Here is a 15,391-nt window from a genome sequence, read left to right as displayed (position 1 = left end):
GGGGCGGGGGTCCGGGACGGCGGGGCGGCTGCGGGCCGCGCGGTTCACCGGGAAACGGTGCGCCGGGCCGCGCACCAGGCGGCGGACCCGGACGGGCGCCGGGTGGGGGGCCGGGGCGAGGATTCTGGTACGGGTTGGGACTTGGACGTGAACTCCGTGGAGGACGGCCGCCATGTGGCTCATCGCCGTAGGGGGAAGTCTCGTGAGGCGAATTCACTGACAAGATCTCCATAACTCGTAGCGGTCCAAGTGGCTATCAGCGGTAGTCGTCACCGCGGCGGACGCAGGCCGGCTCCGCGAGTCACCCGATGGGCAGATGACCAGGCACTTCATTCGGCGGCAGTGCGCCGGTTGGCGCGTGTCCCGGTGCGGCGGCGCGGCGGCGCCGGCGCGGAACCGAGCACGTAGGACTGCACCAGATGATTCCAGCTGCAGGTCCGGCACACCTCGACGACGTGGACCGAGAACTCTTCGCGAGTCTCGGCGAGGCGCACCAGCTCCTCGGGCGTGCGAGCCGATCCGGCGACCGGTCCGAGGCCGTCGCCGAAGACCCAGGATACGAGGGTCAGTTGTTCTTTCCGGCAGATGGGGCATGTGACCTCGCTCCCCCGGCCGTGGAACTTCGCCGCACGCAAGAGATAAGGATTCGCATCACACACCTCCGCGACATCGACCCGGCCCGCATAGACGTCAGCCAGCAGCGACCGGCGCCGGAGGGCGTAGTCGACAACTTGCCGCTGAATTCGCACGAGAACCAGAGTAGCGGTGTTGCAATCCCGCCGCCCCGGGCTGTGCGGATTGACCGGTCCGCGGCGGCGCCCGAACCAGCGCGGCGCGGCGTTTTCCGGTTTACGATCCGTCTGTGTCCATCGCAGCATCCGGGCGCACGCGAGCGCGTGACCTCGACCGCGCCACCGCGTCCAGCGTGCTGGATGCCGCCTACGCCGAGGGCCAGCTCGGCGCCGACGAGTATCACGACCGAATCGCGCAGGCCGCGGCGGCGAAAACGCTGGGCGAGCTGGCGGCGCTCACCGCCGATTTGCAAACCTCCGCCGTTACCGAGAGGTTCACCGCGGATCGTTCCTCGGCCGTGCGAAAAACCTTGCGGCGCGCGGGATCCGGCGGAAGTTATCCTGCTCACACCAGGGCCCGCGATGCCGATCGCGCCACTACTCGCGAACTCTTGGACCGCGCCCGCGCCGACGGCCAGCTGTCCGAAGAAGAACACGATGCCCTCACCGAACTCGCCGCGGAGGCGCGCACCCTGGGCGATCTCGCGGACCTGGTCGCGGACTTGCAGCGGCCCCGCGACGCGGCGCCCGCGCCACGTCCGCCGCGCTCGCGCCGTCAGTGGTATCTGGGGGCGGTCACCGCGGCCGCGGTGCTGGCCGCCTGTGCCGGATTCCTCGCCGTGACCAGGGCGGAGGAACCGCGACCGGAGGCGCGAGCCCTGCCCGTGGCGGATCTGGGGACGGTGCAGCCGCTGGTGGTTCCCACTCCGAACCCGCTCACCACCGAGGGAATCACCACATTCCTGCGTAACTACCAGCGGAAATTCGGGGACCTCCAAGTCGACGAGCTGACTGTGCACGACAGCTTCGTCACGTTCGTCCGGGCGGTGCCGGGCCAGCCGAACCGGATGGTCGCTTACGACTACCGCGGTGGTTTCACCCAGTCCCGGCAGATCTCGACGCGCAAGACCGACACCCCGTCGGTGGATCTCGGCGCTTTGAACGTGGAGGCGATCGGCCGGGCGCTCGCCGACGCGGCCACCATCACCCGGGTTCCCGGCGGCGCCGTGTCGCATTTCGCGGTGAGTGTGAACGACGTCGGTCTCTACGCCCGGTACGGGACTCCCGCCGGTCAGCCCATCGTCGAGGTTTACGTGAACAACCCTGTCAGGGAGAACGGCCACTTCCTGATGACCCCGGCGGGCGAGGTGCGCCGCGTCTGGCCGTTCGAGGGATGAGGCGATGGCGACAACCCGATACAGCGGCATTCGCGCCCGCGACACCGACCGCGCCGATGTGTGCGGCCTGCTCGACACCGCGCTGGCCGAGGGGCAGCTCACCGAAAGCGAGCACGCCGCCCGTACCGCCAAGGCGATGCGCGCCGCGTCCTTCGGCGAACTCGACGCGCTGATCGGTGATCTGCAGATTCCCGGTGAACTGGCGAACGCCCCCGTCGTCCGGGTGGACAAGCGTCGCCCGCGGCGCTGGCTGGCGCCGGTCTCGACGGTCGCCGCCGCCCTGATCGCGGGTGCGCTGGTGGGCGCGATCAGCCGTTGCGACGTCGATCTGCCCGGGTCGTCGGAGAGCGTTCCCGATATGACCACCGGAGCGGGCCTGGCCTACTTCCTCGCGGAGTACCGAGCCGAGTTCGGCGACCTGATCGCCGACGACGTCACGTTGTATCCGAAGTACGTCGTCATGGAGCGGCAGAAGCCCGGCAGCCGATCCGAGACGGGCAGCTATCGCTACAACGGCGACTTCCGCACCTCCACCACCTCCGAGCGCAAATCGGATACGCGCACCATCGACCTCGCCGCCCTGGACGTGCCCGTCCTCGCGAGGCTGCTGGCGGGTGCGCCGCAGACGGTGCGGTGCCCGGACGGCGTGATCAGCCATGTCAGCGTGCAGTTCGACTCGCCGGGAGCGGTGGACCCCGGCCCCGTGGTGGACGTTCACGTCGACTGCGAAGGCGGCGCGTCCGGATACGCGAAGTTCACTCTCGCCGGCGAGCCGCTCGCGGTCTTCCCGCGCTGATCCCCCGGTTCGTCCTCCCACGGGTGACGACTGTGCACAGATGTATCGCTCCGATATAGTGGATAGTCGCATCCATCGGTTAGGTCTGTACACAGTCAGGGGGTGAAGCCCGGTGCTCGAACTGGCAATCCTCGGGCTGCTCCTCGAAGCGCCCATGCACGGGTACGAGCTGCGCAAGCGGCTTACCGGCCTGCTCGGGGCGTTTCGGGCCTTCTCCTACGGGTCGCTCTACCCCACCCTGCGCCGCATGCAGGCGGACGGGTTGATCGCCGAGGAGATCCCCGCGGGCGCGACGACACGCCGTGCGCGACGGGTCTACCAACTGACCCCGGCCGGGCGGGAGCGGTTCAGCGAGCTGCTCGCCGACACCGGACCGCAGAACTACACCGACGACGGCTTCGGCGTTCATCTGGCCTTCTTCAGCCGCACTCCCGCGGAAGCGCGGATGCGGATCCTGGAGGGCAGGCGGCGTCAGGTCGAGGAGCGCCGAGAGGGGCTCCGGGAGGCGATCAAGAAGGCCAGCGGGTCGCTGGATCGCTACACCCGGCAGCTCCATCAACTCGGACTCGAATCAAGCGAGCGCGAAGTGCGCTGGCTCAACGAGTTGATTGCGGCGGAGCAATCGACGAAGGCGGCACCACAGAAAGAGGGAAATATCGGCCATGAGTGACATCGAGAAGGCTGACAACGCCACAGAAGTTCGCGTCGCCATCGTAGGTGTGGGCAACTGCGCCTCCTCGCTGGTCCAGGGCGTGCAGTACTACCGGGACGCGGACGAGACCTCGACCGTTCCCGGCCTGATGCACGTGAAGTTCGGGCCCTACCACGTCCGCGACGTCAAGTTCGTCGCCGCGTTCGACGTGGACGCGAAGAAGGTCGGCTTCGACCTGGCCGAGGCGATCTTCGCCAGCGAGAACAACACGATCAAGATCTCCGACGTGCCGCCCAGCGACGTCGTCGTGCAGCGCGGTCCGACCCTCGACGGCATCGGCAAGTACTACGCGGAAACCATCGAGCTGTCCGAGGCCGAGCCGGTCGACGTCGTCCGGGTGCTGAAGGACAACAAGGTCGACGTGCTGGTGTCCTACCTGCCGGTGGGCTCGGAGGAAGCCGACAAGTTCTACGCGCAGTGCGCGATCGACGCCGGTGTCGCTTTCGTCAACGCGCTGCCGGTGTTCATCGCCTCCGACCCGGTGTGGGCGCGGAAGTTCGCCGAGGCGGGCGTGCCGATCGTCGGCGACGACATCAAGAGCCAGGTCGGCGCGACCATCACCCACCGCGTGATGGCCAAGCTGTTCGAGGATCGCGGCGTGCAGCTCGACCGCACCATGCAGCTCAACGTCGGCGGCAACATGGACTTCAAGAACATGCTCGAGCGCGAGCGCCTGGAGTCGAAGAAGATCTCCAAGACCCAGGCCGTCACCAGCAACCTGAAGAAGGAACTGGGCGCCAACGACGTGCACATCGGCCCGTCCGACCACGTCGGCTGGCTCGACGACCGCAAGTGGGCCTACGTCCGCCTGGAGGGCCGCGCTTTCGGTGACGTGCCGCTGAACCTGGAGTACAAGCTCGAGGTGTGGGACTCGCCGAACTCCGCGGGCATCATCATCGACGCGGTGCGCGCGGCGAAGATCGCCAAGGACCGTGGCATCGGCGGACCGGTCATCCCGGCCTCGGCCTACCTGATGAAGTCCCCGCCGCAGCAGCTCGCCGACGACATCGCGCGCGCCCAGCTGGAAGCGTTCATCATCGGAGCGGAGTAAGCACCGCACCAGGGAAGAGGTCGGCCGAAGGCGAGACGCTCTCGGCCGACCTCCCCTAGATCTACAGGCCGTCCAGCTCCCGGAGCATAGGGTTCGTCGCCGAGGAAGCGCGATCAGTCCAGGGAGACGTAGACCTCCACCGACGCGGGGCCGGTGTAGCGCTCCACCTCGGCGGTGTGGGAGCGGGTGATGGTTCCCGCGTTCTCGGCCTTCGCCACCTGTGCCCACGCGGTGCGCAGCAGGTCGTAGGGCTTGTCGGCGACGACGAACTTGGCGTAGCGGCCCTGCGGGATGACGGTGAGCACGTCGCCGGGGTCCAGCTCCTCCATTCCGCCGATCTCGTAGCCGAGCACGGCGACGGCGTGATCGTTCTGGCCGATGTAGGCGGCCACTCGCGGCACGTTCTTCTCCCGTGCCAGGTACCGATCCCAGGTGAAGTTCACCAGGTCGAGGTCACGCGCGGTCACCTCGCGGCCGGCCAGCGGCACGGTCAGGCCCGCGACCATGCTCTGCGGCAATGTGACGATCTCGAAGTCCACTGTCTGTTCCTACCCGTTGCCCTGATCGTCTGCCAATGCCACGAAGACTTCCACCGTCCGTGCGTCCGGATAGTGTTCCCAGTCGCCGGTATAGGCGCGCACCAGCCGCCCGGCGGCCTCCGCGTCCCACACCGCTCGCCAGATGCTCACGATGGTGTCGCCGAGGTTGTCGCCGCTGGCGATGAACCGGGCGAAGCGCCCGGCGGGCACCCGCGCGAGCACGTCGCCGGGCAGCAGGTCGGCCAGGCTGTGGCAGCGGTAGCCGACGATGTGGGTCAGGTACGAATTGATCTCCGGCGCGTGGTCGACGTACGCCGTGGTCGGCGGTCCGGGCAGCTTGCGGGCCAGGTTGCGCTTCCACGCCTCTTCGACTTTCGCGCGGCGCGGTCCTTCGACCGCGAGCGCGGGGCTGCGAAGCACTGTTCCCGCCACCAGCGTCTCGGGTTGGTCAACGACATTGAAATCCACCGGCGTAGCCCCTATGTCTCGTCTGTCTTCAATTGGCGTCGCTCCCGGTGCCCTCCATGGTGCCGCAGGCTACCGCCTCCGGGCCCGTCGCTCGCGCCGCGCTGCCGTCGCTCGAGCGCATATCCTTCCGCATCGTTTTCGCGGTTTCGGCGTCGGCCCGTACCGACGCACTCGCTGTTCGCTCTCACTCTGGCAAACGATGCTGCCACGTCATGCGTTCCACCGGGCGACGGAAGGTCACAGCATCATCGCTATCCAGGAACCGGAATGCTCAGCCCCGGGAAAATCTCCACCTCCCTGGGCGGTTGCGCGCTGGGCGGGATGATGACGACGGGTTCGCGCTGCGGTGACTGCTGCGGTGGATTCAGGATGTCGTAGGGCCCGCCGGAGGGCGGCTTGGTCTGATTCGGCCCGGCCGGCGGCTGCGTGCCCGCGAACTGTTCGATCGGTGTGCCGTCGAGCGCGTCGTCCATCACCCGTTTCCAGATGTCGGCGGGCAGGCCGGAGCCGTAGATGTCGGCTCCGCGCGCGGTGCGGATCGGCTGGGACTGTTCGGTGCCGATCCATACCGCCGTGGACAGCGAAGGCGTGAAGCCGATCATCCACGCGTCCTTGTTGAAGTCGCTCTCGCCGAGTTGGGTGGTGCCGGTCTTGGCGGCCGAGGGCCGGTTGTTCTTCAGCGCGTGCCCATTGGAGTAGGCCGCGATCGGGAGCATCGCCTCGGTGGTGTTCTCCGCGATCTTGCGGGAGATGCGTTGCTGCCCCTCGGGCAGTTGTTCGCCGACCTGTTGCTCCGGGCCGCGATCCAGCAGCACGCGGCCGTCGCCGGTCACCACCCGCTGGACGAAATAGGGGCGGTGGTACACGCCTGAGGCGCCGATCGTGGCGTAGGCCGAGGCCATGTCGACGGGCCGGACCACGTACTGCCCGAGGACGATCCCGTTCAGCGGTTTACCGCCGTCCTCGCTGAGGGTCTTGCCCGCGACGCCCGGCAACTCTTCCGGGATCCCCGCCGCGTGCGCCGCGTCCGCGATGGCCTGCGGCCCGTCGAACATCGTCATGGTCAACCGGTAGAAGCTGGTGTTCAGCGAGCGTTTCAGCGCCTCGGCCATGGTGCACTTGCCGCACGACTCACCGTCCACGTTGGTGATCCGGGTACCGCGGTCGGTCACCGGGGAGCTGTCCAGCACGCGCGACAGTGGAATGCTCTGCTGCTGCGCGGCGATCGCCGCGAACACCTTGAACGCCGACCCGGTCTGCAACGGCGCTTGGGCGAAGTCGAAGCCGATGCCGTCGTATCCGCCGAAGTACGCGCGCACCGCGCCGGAACGGGGATCGATCGACACCACGGCGGCACGCAGTTCCGGTGGCTGGGAACCGAGCCGGTCGCGCACCGCGCCCAGGACCGCCTGCTGTGCCCTGGCGTCGATGGTGGTGGTGATCTGCAGCGCGCCTTTGTTCAGGTCGCGTTCGCTGATGCCGGAGTCGCGCAGCTCGCGCACCACCTGGTTGCGGATCAGGCCCTCGGGGCCGCGGGCCACGTTGTCGTCCGGGATCTGGCTGAGCGGGACGATCAGCGGAAAAGTGGTGGCGTCCCGATCACCCGGCGCGAGGACGCCCATTTCGACCATCCCGTCCAGCACGTAGCGCCAGCGCGCCTTCAACTCCGGGAGATGGGTTTCCGGGTCCAGGATCGAGGGCGTCCGGATCAGCGCGGCGAGCACCGCGCCCTCCGCGAGAGTCAGTTGGTTCACCTGTTTGTCGAAGTAGACCTTGGCCGCCGCGGCGATGCCGTAGGACCCACGGCCGTAGTAGATGGTGTTGAGGTAGGCGGCGAGAATATCGTCTTTGCTCCACTGTCGCGCCATCTTCGCCGCGATGATCAGTTCGCGCATCTTGCGGGTGACCGTGCGCTCGGAGCCGAGGAACGCGTTCTTGACGTACTGCTGGGTGATCGTGGAGCCGCCGCCCGCGTTGTCCTTCCCGAGCAGGTTGTCCCGCACGGCCCGCAGAAACCCCGAAGTCGAATAACCAGGGTTGGTGTAGAAATTGCGGTCCTCGGCCGACAGCACCGCCTCGCGCACCGGTTGCGGCACCTCGGACAGCGGGACCGGCGTCCGATTGCCGTCCGGCGGGACGATTTTCGCGATCACCGTGCTGCCGTCGGACGCCAGGATGGTCGCGATCTGATTCGTCTGCACCGCATTCGGTTCCGGGATCTCGGCACTCCAGTACGCCAGCACCGACAGCAGCGCGGGAACCACGCCGAACAGGATGAACAAGGCGAGCAGCAGGCGGCGAATCCGTTCGGCCCTGCTGCGCGGTGGCCGATTCTCCTCCGGCGCCGGACGCGCCACGGGCGGCCGCGATGCCCGGCGGGCCGACACCCGTTCGCGACGGCTGCGCGCGTTGCGTTTCGCCGCGTCCGGCCGCTCGGTCCAGCCCGCGATCGAGGCATACGGCGCGGTCGGGGGAGCGCCCTTGCCACCGCGTCGACGCTCTCGCGGTTTGCGGAACGAGCTCACGATCATCTCCTCCCGGAACGTCGGACGAACTCACCTGCACGAACGAACGGAAAAGAGCATCGAAAAGCAGAGCTTACCGCGTCCTCCCACAAGCAGTCTTTCCACTTTCCATCGGCGACACGCCCGACCCAACGGTATCCCCCGCCGCCCTCGAAGACCACCGGACCCCAGCGCCATGGTCAGCGCCCGATCGAAGATTCGATGAGGTGCGAGACTCACCGATGCTCAGCGAAGTCCAGGAGGCACCCCGCCGCCGACAACGGCGCACCCCCGCTGGTGCGATCACCTCTGACACGCCCAGCGCACCTCAACCACGTCTTTCGAGCGAAGCGAGACCGAGCATCCGCGAACACGCAGCGCCGCAGGCGCTGCAAATCAAACACAGCTCAGCTCTTCACGCCGCCCGCGGTGAGGCCGGAGATGATCCGGCGCTGGAAGAGCAGAACCATGACAACCAACGGGATGGTGACGATCGTGCCGGCCGCCATGATCGCCGCGTAGGGCTGCACCAGTGGGTTGTTGCCGGAGAAGCGGGCGATCGCGACGGTGACCGGTTCGGTCTTGTCGCTGGAAAGCAAACGGGCCAGCAGGTATTCGTTGACCGCCGCGATGAACGCGAGGATCGCGGTGGTGAACACGGCGGGAGCGGCCAGGGGCAGCATGACCAGGCGGAAGGCCTGCATCTTGGTGGCGCCGTCGATCCGCGCGGCTTCTTCGAGTTCCCAGGGCAGTTCGGCGAAGAACGACGCCAGGATGTAGACCGTCATCGGCAGCACGAAAGAGATGTTCGGGATGATCATCGCCTGGTATTCGCCGATCCAGCCGAGGTTGGTGAAGAGCTGGAACAGCGGGGTGACCAGGACGACGACGGGGAACATGGAGGCGCTGAGGATCAGGCCGGACACCACGTACTTGCCGCGGAAGGTGAGCCGGGCCAGCGCGTACGCGGCCAGTACCCCGATCGCCAGCGCGATCACCGTGGTGATCGAGCCGATGACGATGCTGTTGACCAGCGCCTTGCCGAAGTTGTTACCGCGGCTGGTGTCGAACGCGTTGCGGAAGTTCTCCAGCGTGACGTGCGTCGGCCACGGGGTGTTGTCGAAGGTGTAGTCGGGGTCGCGGAACGCGGTGACCGCCATCCAGTAGAACGGCGCGAGACCCCAGACGAGCACGATGAGCGCGCCGAGGTACAGCCGTACCGAGCCGAGGCGCTTCGTCCACGGGATCTGCTGTGCGGCGGGCTGCCCGGCGGCGGGCTTGTCCACTGTCTGCACGGCCATCAGTGCGCCTCCCGCTGTTCTTCCTGGGTGCGAACGGCGTTGGCGCCCAGTACCTTCACCATCACGAACGCCACCGCGAAGATCAAGAGGAAGGTGATGGTGGACAACGCGGCGGCGCTGTTGGGGCCTTGCCTGACCTGGTCGACCACCAGGATCGACACCGTGCGGGTGGACGGATTGCCCAGCGTCATGATCGCGGGCAGGTCGAACATGCGCAGCGCGTCCATGGTGCGGAACAGCACCGCGACCAGCAGGGCCGGCTTCAGCAGCGGGAGCGTGATCTGGGTGAACCGCTGCCAGGCCGACGCGCCGTCGACGCGCGCCGCCTCGTACACGTCGGCCGGGATCACCTGCAGACCGGCCAGCAGCAGCAGCGCCATGAACGGCGTGGTCTTCCACACGTCGGCCGCGATCACCGCGAACCGGGCGGGCCAGGCGTCGGAGGTCCACAGGATGTGGGTGCCGAGTACGCGATTGACCACGCCGTCGTACTGGAACATGAACTCCCACAGCCGCGCGGTGACGGCGGTCGGGATGGCCCACGGGATCAGCACGGCCGCGCGCAGCAGCGCCCTGCCGCGGAAGGTCTTGCCCATCACCATGGCCATGCCGAGGCCGAGCGTCGCCTCCAGCGTGACGGTCACGACCGTGAAGAACAGCGTGACCCCGATGGCCATCCAGAATTGCGAGCCGAGATTGCCGGTGGGGCACGGCACCGTCTCGCCGGTCACGACCTGGCATTGCTGCAGCAGCCAGTGCGTGTAGTTGGCGAACCCGGCGCTGCCGCCTTCGACGAACATGCCGGTGGCCGGGTCGAGCCCGGGGTCCTTCTGGAAGGACATCCACAGCGCCCGGAACACCGGATACCCGATGACCACCGCGAGCGCGATCAGCACCGGCGTGACGAACACCCAGGCTTTCCCGGAGCGTCGCAGGTCCAGCGCCAGCCGCGCGGCGAAGCCACGCTCGGCCGCCGCTGCTTCGTCGTCTTTCGGCACGCTAGCCGCCGTTCCCGAAGGATCCGACACCGTTTCTCTCTCCTGCGGGTTCGTCGGGTCCATCGCGCTCGATCACGATCCGGCGGTCTCGATACCCTTTTGCATACCGGTGATCGCGTCGTCGACGGACTTGGTTCCGTTCAACGCAGCATAGGCGTTGTCCTGGATGGCCTTGCTCACCGCTGGATAGAAGGGCGTCACCGGGCGCGGGACCGCGCTGGCGATGGAGTCCTTGAGGGCGGGCAGGTAAGGCATCTTCGCGATCAGCGCCGGGTCGTCGTACATGGACGCGCGCACCGAGGGCAGCGCGCCGGAAGCGACGATGTGCTGGGCGTCCTCGCTGATCAGGAAGCGCAGGAAGTCCAGGGCGGTGGCCTTGTTCTTGGAGTACGCGCTGATCGCCGCGTTGTAGCCGCCGAGGGTGGAGGCGCCGACGCCGTTGTCGCCGGGCAGCGGAGCGACCGCGAATTTGTCCTTCACGGCGGAGGCTTCGCCGCCGACGTCACCGAAGGTGGACGGCCACGAGCGCAGGAACAGCAGCTTGCCCTGGGCGAAGGCGTTGCTGGACTCCGGCTCCTTGAAGGTGATGGCCTCTTTGGGAATATCGCCGTTGTTGTACGCGTCGACCAGGACCTTCAGTCCGGTGCGGGACTGCGGGCTGTTCACCGTGGGCGTCTTGCCGTCGGCGCCGACGAAGCTGCCGCCGTAGGCGTTGATCACCTCGGCCGCGTTCACGGTCAGGCCCTCGTACGGCGCGAACTGGCCCGCGTAGCAACCGATGTTCTGCTGGCGCGCGATGGGGCACTGGGCCAGCAGCTCGTTCCAGGTCTTGGGCGGGTTGGGCACCAAGTCCTTGCGGTAGAACAGCAGGCCGCCGTTGGTGTTGCGGGGCGCGGCGTAGAGCGTGTTGTTGTAGGTGGCGCTGGCGACCGGCGGGGACAGCAGCGCGCTGGTGTCGATGGTGAAGGAGTCCTTCAGCGGCTGGATCCAGCCCTTGGCGGCGAACTCGGCGGTCCACGGCACGTCCAAGGCGACCACGTCGTAGTTGGACTGCTTGGAACGCATGTGCTCGACGAGGTCGTCGTACTGCTGCGAGGCGTCGTTCGACTGCTCCTTGAACGTCACCTGCTCGTCCGGGTGCGCGGCGTTCCAGCGCTCGATCAGCTGCTTGACCGCGCCGGTCTCGGTGGTGTCCTTGCCCTCGACGTAGGTGATCGGACCGCGTCCGGTGAGGTTCTGGCTGATCGGGCTGCCGCCGCTGTCGCTGGAGCAGGCACTGGTGAACGTCGCGGTCAGCAGCCCGACCGACGCGACCGCGACCGCGGCCCGTGGCACGAGCGACGAACGTAGGGACGACACCTTCTTCACAGCCATCGCAAACACTCCAGGATCGTTCGTGAGCGGCAGCACACCCTGCCGGTGCACAAGGCAAGATACATGGTGTCGATCCGGCGTGCGGGACAGTGGCGCGAAGTCGCCCACTAGGCTGGTCCGCGATGTCTTCGCCGAACGCGGTCCCCGATCGGATGCTCACCCGCATCGGCGGACTGCTGCGCAAGGCCGAATCCACCGACAACGAGCACGAGGCCGAGGCGTTCCTCGCCGCGGCTCAGCGACTGGCCACGAAGTCGTCGATCGATCTCGCGGTGGCGCGGGCGCACATCGCGGGGCGCGAGCGCAGGGCCACTCCTGTGCAGCGGGTCATCCCGATCGGCGAGCCGGGCAAACGCGGGTTGCGCACCTACGTCCAACTGTTCGTGGCGATCGCCACGGCCAACGACGTGCGTTGCGATGTCGCCAGGACATCGACGCAGGTCTACGCCTACGGTTTCGACTCCGACATCGATACCTGCGAGGCGCTCTACGCCAGTCTGCTCGTGCAGATGGTGCGTGCGTCCGACCAGTACATCAAGTCGGGCGCCTACCGATCGGCCACGGTGGAGAAGATCGTGGTGGAGAAGCGGTGGGGTCGCCCGGTCCGGCGTCGGGTGCAGGCGCCGGTGGCGGGCGTGACGGCGCGGCTGAACTTCCAGATGGCGTTCGCGGCGCGGATCGGGCGGCGGCTGGCCGAGGTGAAGGCGGAGGTCGAAGCCGAGGTGTTGCCCGTGGACGGGCCGGTGACCGGCGCCGCGCTGGCCCTGCGGGACAAAGAGATCGAGCTCACAGATTTCTACGCCAGGACCTCGGAGGCGCGCGGCACCTGGCGCGGGCCGCAGGCTTCGACAGGGCATTCGGCGGCGGCGCGGGCGGCGGGCGATCGCGCGGGCCGGGCCGCGCGGATCGGGACCGCACCGGAACTCCCGGCCGCGCGGGCGAAATTGACTCGCGAGGGTGGCTGATCGACGTGCGCAGCGCGGGCTGTCCGGCTTCGGCGGGCCACCTCGACCGCAGGTGGGCCGACACACCGAGGGTATCCGGCATTCACGCCGGGACCGGATCGGCGTCGCGGCGATGACTGTGCGCGATGGTCAACGCGCCAAGGTGTACGACGCCGAGCAGTTGGTACGCGGGGTGTTCGATCGCGCCGACGAGCACGGGGCACGTACTGTCGAGCTCTACGGTTCACATCTCACCCTGCCCGTCGAGCGCCGCTTCGCCTCCGTGGCATCCGTGCAGAGTTATACGGACAAAGTGCTGGCCCTCAATTGGGTACGAGGGCGCTGGGATCGCGCCGCCATCGCGGTGCGTGTGCGCGCACGCGCCGGGACCACCGCCGCGCACTACGAGGCGGCCGAGGCCGTGCTCGCCGTTCCACTGCACACCGGCGGCACCGCCTGGGCGCTGCGGGAACTGGTGATCCTGCACGAACTCGCGCATCACCTGGATCCCGCGCCCGGATCGGTGGCCGCGCACGGCCCGGAGTTCTGCGACCGGTACCTGGAACTGGTCGACGGCGTCGTCGGTCCCGAGGCGGCGCTGCTCCTGCGCACCACCATGCTCGGCTGCGGCGTCCGAATCGGGTGAGTCCTGTGCTGACCGGGTGTTCCGCGCTGCTCCGGTGACGTCGAGCGAAGTGCCGGTAGGCGGGAAGCCGTAGCACTGCGCGGAGGGTGTTCCAGCGGGTTCGCGTGCCAGGATTCGTGCACGACTCCGTGGCGTCGCGCGAGGTCGAAGCGCTGAGCGGTTCGATTCCGGAGCTGCGCGATCGGCGCGGGATGGTCGGGTACGCGTTGTCGGCGCGGAGGTGTGCGAAGGAAAGCGCGTGGCCGTTGGGGGTGTGGCGGCGTCGTAAAGAGAGCGCGTGGGTGTATGGGGTGTGGCGGCGTCGTCGTGGGGAGCGTGTGGGTGCGGGGTGTGGCGGTGTCGTCGTGGGGAGCGTGTGGGTGCTGGAGAAAGCGGCGTCGTCAGATGAATAGCGTCGAAGGACAGCGGTTCTCGCGTCGTTATGCGCGCGGGACCAAGGCGGTGACGCGGGCCAAACGCTCCTGCCACCACGCGGTGCGGTCGGCGTCGGGGTGGCGGTGGCTCTCCAGCAGGTCCGGGTCCGGTTGGGGCGGGGTGCGCAGAACGGGGAGATAGCCGTCCGAGGCACGCAGCGAGCCCGGCGTGACATCGCCGGTGAGCAGACTCAACGTGCCGAGACCGCAAGCGAAGTCGAGTTCCGGGAGCGCGCCCGCCAGCGCCAGCTGCGCGGCGAGGCCGACGCTGGTCTCCAAGGCGGAGGAAACCACGCAGGGCAGTCCGGACGCCTCCGCCACCTGGAGCGCACGGCGGACGCCGCCGAGCGGTGTGCACTTCAGCACGGCGATGTCGGCGGCGCCGGCGACGGCGACGCGCAGCGGGTCTTCGGCGCGGCGGATGGATTCGTCGGCGGCGATGCGGACCTCGACGCGGCGGCGCACCGCGGCCAGTTCCTCGATGGTCCGGCAGGGCTGTTCGACATATTCCAGACCCCTGGCGGCCTTATCGATCCGCTGAATGTGACGCACGGCGGTATCGACGTCCCACACCGCGTTCGCGTCGACCCGGATCGCCCCGTTCGGGCCGAGCGCGTCGCGTACCGCCTCCACCCTGGCCAGATCCTCCCCCAGCGATTCGGGGTGGTCGGCGACCTTCACCTTGGCGGTGCGGCAGCCGGACCGGCCCACGATCGCATGCGCCTGCTCCGGGTCGACGGCGGGCACCGTGCAATTGATCGGGATGCGCTCCCGCACCGGCTCCGGCCAGCCCGTCGTCACCTGCTCCAACGCGGTGGCCAGCCAGGCGGCGGCCTCACGGTCGTCGTATTCGGGGAACGGACAGAACTCGCCCCACCCGAGCGGCCCCTGGATCAGCATTCCCTCGCGCACCGTGATGCCACGGAAACGGGTGCGCATCGGAATGGCGTAGACGACGTTCTGCGCTGTGGAGTCGCTCATCGCCGACCAGCTTATTCGGCCAAGGCGGTCGGTCGCGGGATTGCGCATGCGGACTCGAGTAGTTTCCCGGAGTCGTCGCAGCGCCCGTGACGGGATCGTCGATGCATGTCCCAGACCGGCAGCCCACACCCATGGCCGTCGCATCCCGGCCCGCCCCTGCGCCCTGACCCGCGGCCACCGGTGCGGACCTGGGACGTCGTGCTCGCGGTCGTGCTGTATTGCGTCGCGGCGGTGCTCGGGCTCGCCGCCGCCTACTTCACCGTCTTCTTCGCCTTCGCCACCGATCCGTGCGGGCCGGACGACTGCCGCACCGGCTATTTGGGCTGGGCCTTCGCGGTGTCATGGGGCGGCACCGCGCTCGCGATCGTCGGCGCGACCGGGATGCTCATCCTGGCCGCCGTCAAGCGCTGGTACATGTGGTACTGGCCGGTGCTGGCGATCGTGCTGATCGTCGCCTCGTTCGGCGGCGGCCTCGCGCTGGCCGGGCAGGTTCACTATTGATTTGCAGCGCCTGCGGCGCTGGGTGTTCGCGGGCTGTGTTTGATTTGCCGCGCCTTCGCGCGGCGGGGTTCGCGGCCCCTTTGTGGCTCGCGTTTGCGCGGCCGCCGCTTGCTCCTTCGTCGCTTGCGCGGCGGCCGCGCAAACGCGAGCCGGGCCGCGAACGGGCGGATGCTCGGTCTCGCTTCGCTCGAAAG

Annotated in this window: 16 protein-coding genes; 7 read left to right on the top strand and 9 right to left on the bottom strand. The window is 68.3% G+C overall.

The features are described from left to right. Together ON27_RS44370 and ON27_RS28480 are read right to left on the bottom strand one after the other, a co-directional pair. The coding region (locus tag ON27_RS44370; RefSeq protein ID WP_218003049.1) for a hypothetical protein at positions 1 to 183 on the bottom strand (183 nt) is incomplete at its 3' end. 146 nt (positions 184 to 329) lie between these two features. Continuing rightward, positions 330 to 749 (bottom strand): DUF5318 domain-containing protein, encoded by a 420-nt coding sequence (locus ON27_RS28480; protein ID WP_043734321.1) that lies wholly within the window; start codon positions 747 to 749, stop codon positions 330 to 332. Between the two features lie 113 nt (positions 750 to 862). Between ON27_RS28480 and ON27_RS28475 the strand changes: the two genes are divergently transcribed. From ON27_RS28475 to ON27_RS28460, 4 genes are all read left to right on the top strand, one after another. Continuing rightward, a complete protein-coding gene (locus ON27_RS28475) occupies positions 863 to 1,969 on the top strand; it encodes a DUF1707 SHOCT-like domain-containing protein (protein WP_051047066.1) in 1,107 nt (368 codons plus the stop codon). 4 nt (positions 1,970 to 1,973) lie between these two features. Next, the gene (locus tag ON27_RS28470; protein WP_043734313.1) at positions 1,974 to 2,765 is read left to right on the top strand and encodes a DUF1707 SHOCT-like domain-containing protein; all 792 of its coding nucleotides are present in this window, start codon (positions 1,974 to 1,976) and stop codon (positions 2,763 to 2,765) included. 112 nt (positions 2,766 to 2,877) lie between these two features. Beyond that, complete coding sequence (locus ON27_RS28465; RefSeq protein ID WP_039803160.1) at positions 2,878 to 3,435, top strand: PadR family transcriptional regulator; 558 nt, start codon at positions 2,878 to 2,880, stop codon at positions 3,433 to 3,435. After that, positions 3,428 to 4,528, top strand: a complete 1,101-nt coding sequence (locus ON27_RS28460) for an inositol-3-phosphate synthase (RefSeq protein WP_043734311.1) — start codon at positions 3,428 to 3,430, stop codon at positions 4,526 to 4,528. Before ON27_RS28465 ends, ON27_RS28460 begins: the two co-directional genes overlap by 8 nt. A gap of 113 nt (positions 4,529 to 4,641) precedes the next feature. Here the strand turns inward: ON27_RS28460 and ON27_RS28455 are convergent, their stop codons facing one another. The 6 genes from ON27_RS28455 to ON27_RS28430 form a co-directional block, all read right to left on the bottom strand. Further along, on the bottom strand, positions 4,642 to 5,067 hold the full coding sequence (locus ON27_RS28455) for a GyrI-like domain-containing protein (protein ID WP_043734310.1): 426 nt from the start codon (positions 5,065 to 5,067) through the stop codon (positions 4,642 to 4,644). A 9-nt stretch (positions 5,068 to 5,076) separates the two neighbouring features. Further along, the gene (locus tag ON27_RS28450; RefSeq protein WP_043734309.1) at positions 5,077 to 5,535 is read right to left on the bottom strand and encodes a GyrI-like domain-containing protein; all 459 of its coding nucleotides are present in this window, start codon (positions 5,533 to 5,535) and stop codon (positions 5,077 to 5,079) included. A 251-nt stretch (positions 5,536 to 5,786) separates the two neighbouring features. Beyond that, positions 5,787 to 8,066, bottom strand: coding sequence for a transglycosylase domain-containing protein (locus tag ON27_RS28445; protein WP_043734308.1), 2,280 nt, complete (start codon positions 8,064 to 8,066; stop codon positions 5,787 to 5,789). Positions 8,067 to 8,446: 380 nt separating this feature from the next. Beyond that, a complete protein-coding gene (locus ON27_RS28440) occupies positions 8,447 to 9,340 on the bottom strand; it encodes a carbohydrate ABC transporter permease (RefSeq protein WP_174377892.1) in 894 nt (297 codons plus the stop codon). Then, positions 9,340 to 10,401 carry a carbohydrate ABC transporter permease gene (locus ON27_RS28435; RefSeq protein ID WP_083887850.1) on the bottom strand — a complete coding sequence of 354 codons (1,062 nt, stop codon included), beginning with the start codon at positions 10,399 to 10,401 and terminating at the stop codon, positions 9,340 to 9,342. The genes ON27_RS28440 and ON27_RS28435 overlap by 1 nt, the downstream gene beginning before the upstream one ends. A gap of 9 nt (positions 10,402 to 10,410) precedes the next feature. Further along, positions 10,411 to 11,712 carry an ABC transporter substrate-binding protein gene (locus tag ON27_RS28430; RefSeq protein ID WP_043734316.1) on the bottom strand — a complete coding sequence of 434 codons (1,302 nt, stop codon included), beginning with the start codon at positions 11,710 to 11,712 and terminating at the stop codon, positions 10,411 to 10,413. A 122-nt stretch (positions 11,713 to 11,834) separates the two neighbouring features. On the opposite strand from ON27_RS28430, the gene ON27_RS28425 reads away from it, so the two are divergent. Further along, the gene (locus ON27_RS28425) at positions 11,835 to 12,677 is read left to right on the top strand and encodes a DUF2786 domain-containing protein (RefSeq protein WP_043734307.1); all 843 of its coding nucleotides are present in this window, start codon (positions 11,835 to 11,837) and stop codon (positions 12,675 to 12,677) included. Between the two features lie 112 nt (positions 12,678 to 12,789). Beyond that, on the top strand, positions 12,790 to 13,302 hold the full coding sequence (locus ON27_RS28420) for a TIGR04338 family metallohydrolase (protein WP_043734314.1): 513 nt from the start codon (positions 12,790 to 12,792) through the stop codon (positions 13,300 to 13,302). Positions 13,303 to 13,721: 419 nt separating this feature from the next. Here ON27_RS28420 and ON27_RS28415 read toward each other — a convergent pair whose 3' ends face one another. Then, positions 13,722 to 14,696: an o-succinylbenzoate synthase gene (locus ON27_RS28415; protein WP_043734306.1), complete on the bottom strand. Its 975-nt coding sequence runs from the start codon at positions 14,694 to 14,696 to the stop codon at positions 13,722 to 13,724. A 105-nt stretch (positions 14,697 to 14,801) separates the two neighbouring features. On the opposite strand from ON27_RS28415, the gene ON27_RS28410 reads away from it, so the two are divergent. Further along, positions 14,802 to 15,197 (top strand): hypothetical protein, encoded by a 396-nt coding sequence (locus tag ON27_RS28410; RefSeq protein WP_157227372.1) that lies wholly within the window; start codon positions 14,802 to 14,804, stop codon positions 15,195 to 15,197. Positions 15,198 to 15,391 lie beyond the last annotated feature (194 nt).

Origin of the sequence: Nocardia asiatica NBRC 100129 (assembly GCF_000308415.1) — a bacterium.
Lineage (GTDB): Bacteria > Actinomycetota > Actinomycetes > Mycobacteriales > Mycobacteriaceae > Nocardia > Nocardia asiatica.
The sequence above is the reverse complement of the archived record's forward strand: the minus strand, read 5'-3'. Positions and strand labels throughout refer to the sequence as shown.

What these genes read in the sequence shown, in the direction of transcription:
- ON27_RS28470 (WP_043734313.1), top strand. Translation starts at nt 1,974, where the DNA reads ATGGCGACAACCCGATACAGCGGCATTCGCGCCCGCGACACCGACCGC.
- ON27_RS28460 (WP_043734311.1), top strand. Translation starts at nt 3,428, where the DNA reads ATGAGTGACATCGAGAAGGCTGACAACGCCACAGAAGTTCGCGTCGCC.
- ON27_RS28445 (WP_043734308.1), bottom strand. Translation starts at nt 8,066, where the DNA reads ATGATCGTGAGCTCGTTCCGCAAACCGCGAGAGCGTCGACGCGGTGGC.
- ON27_RS28440 (WP_174377892.1), bottom strand. Translation starts at nt 9,340, where the DNA reads ATGGCCGTGCAGACAGTGGACAAGCCCGCCGCCGGGCAGCCCGCCGCA.
- ON27_RS28435 (WP_083887850.1), bottom strand. Translation starts at nt 10,401, where the DNA reads ATGGACCCGACGAACCCGCAGGAGAGAGAAACGGTGTCGGATCCTTCG.
- ON27_RS28430 (WP_043734316.1), bottom strand. Translation starts at nt 11,712, where the DNA reads ATGGCTGTGAAGAAGGTGTCGTCCCTACGTTCGTCGCTCGTGCCACGG.
- ON27_RS28425 (WP_043734307.1), top strand. Translation starts at nt 11,835, where the DNA reads ATGTCTTCGCCGAACGCGGTCCCCGATCGGATGCTCACCCGCATCGGC.
- ON27_RS28420 (WP_043734314.1), top strand. Translation starts at nt 12,790, where the DNA reads ATGACTGTGCGCGATGGTCAACGCGCCAAGGTGTACGACGCCGAGCAG.
- ON27_RS28415 (WP_043734306.1), bottom strand. Translation starts at nt 14,696, where the DNA reads ATGAGCGACTCCACAGCGCAGAACGTCGTCTACGCCATTCCGATGCGC.
- ON27_RS28410 (WP_157227372.1), top strand. Translation starts at nt 14,802, where the DNA reads ATGTCCCAGACCGGCAGCCCACACCCATGGCCGTCGCATCCCGGCCCG.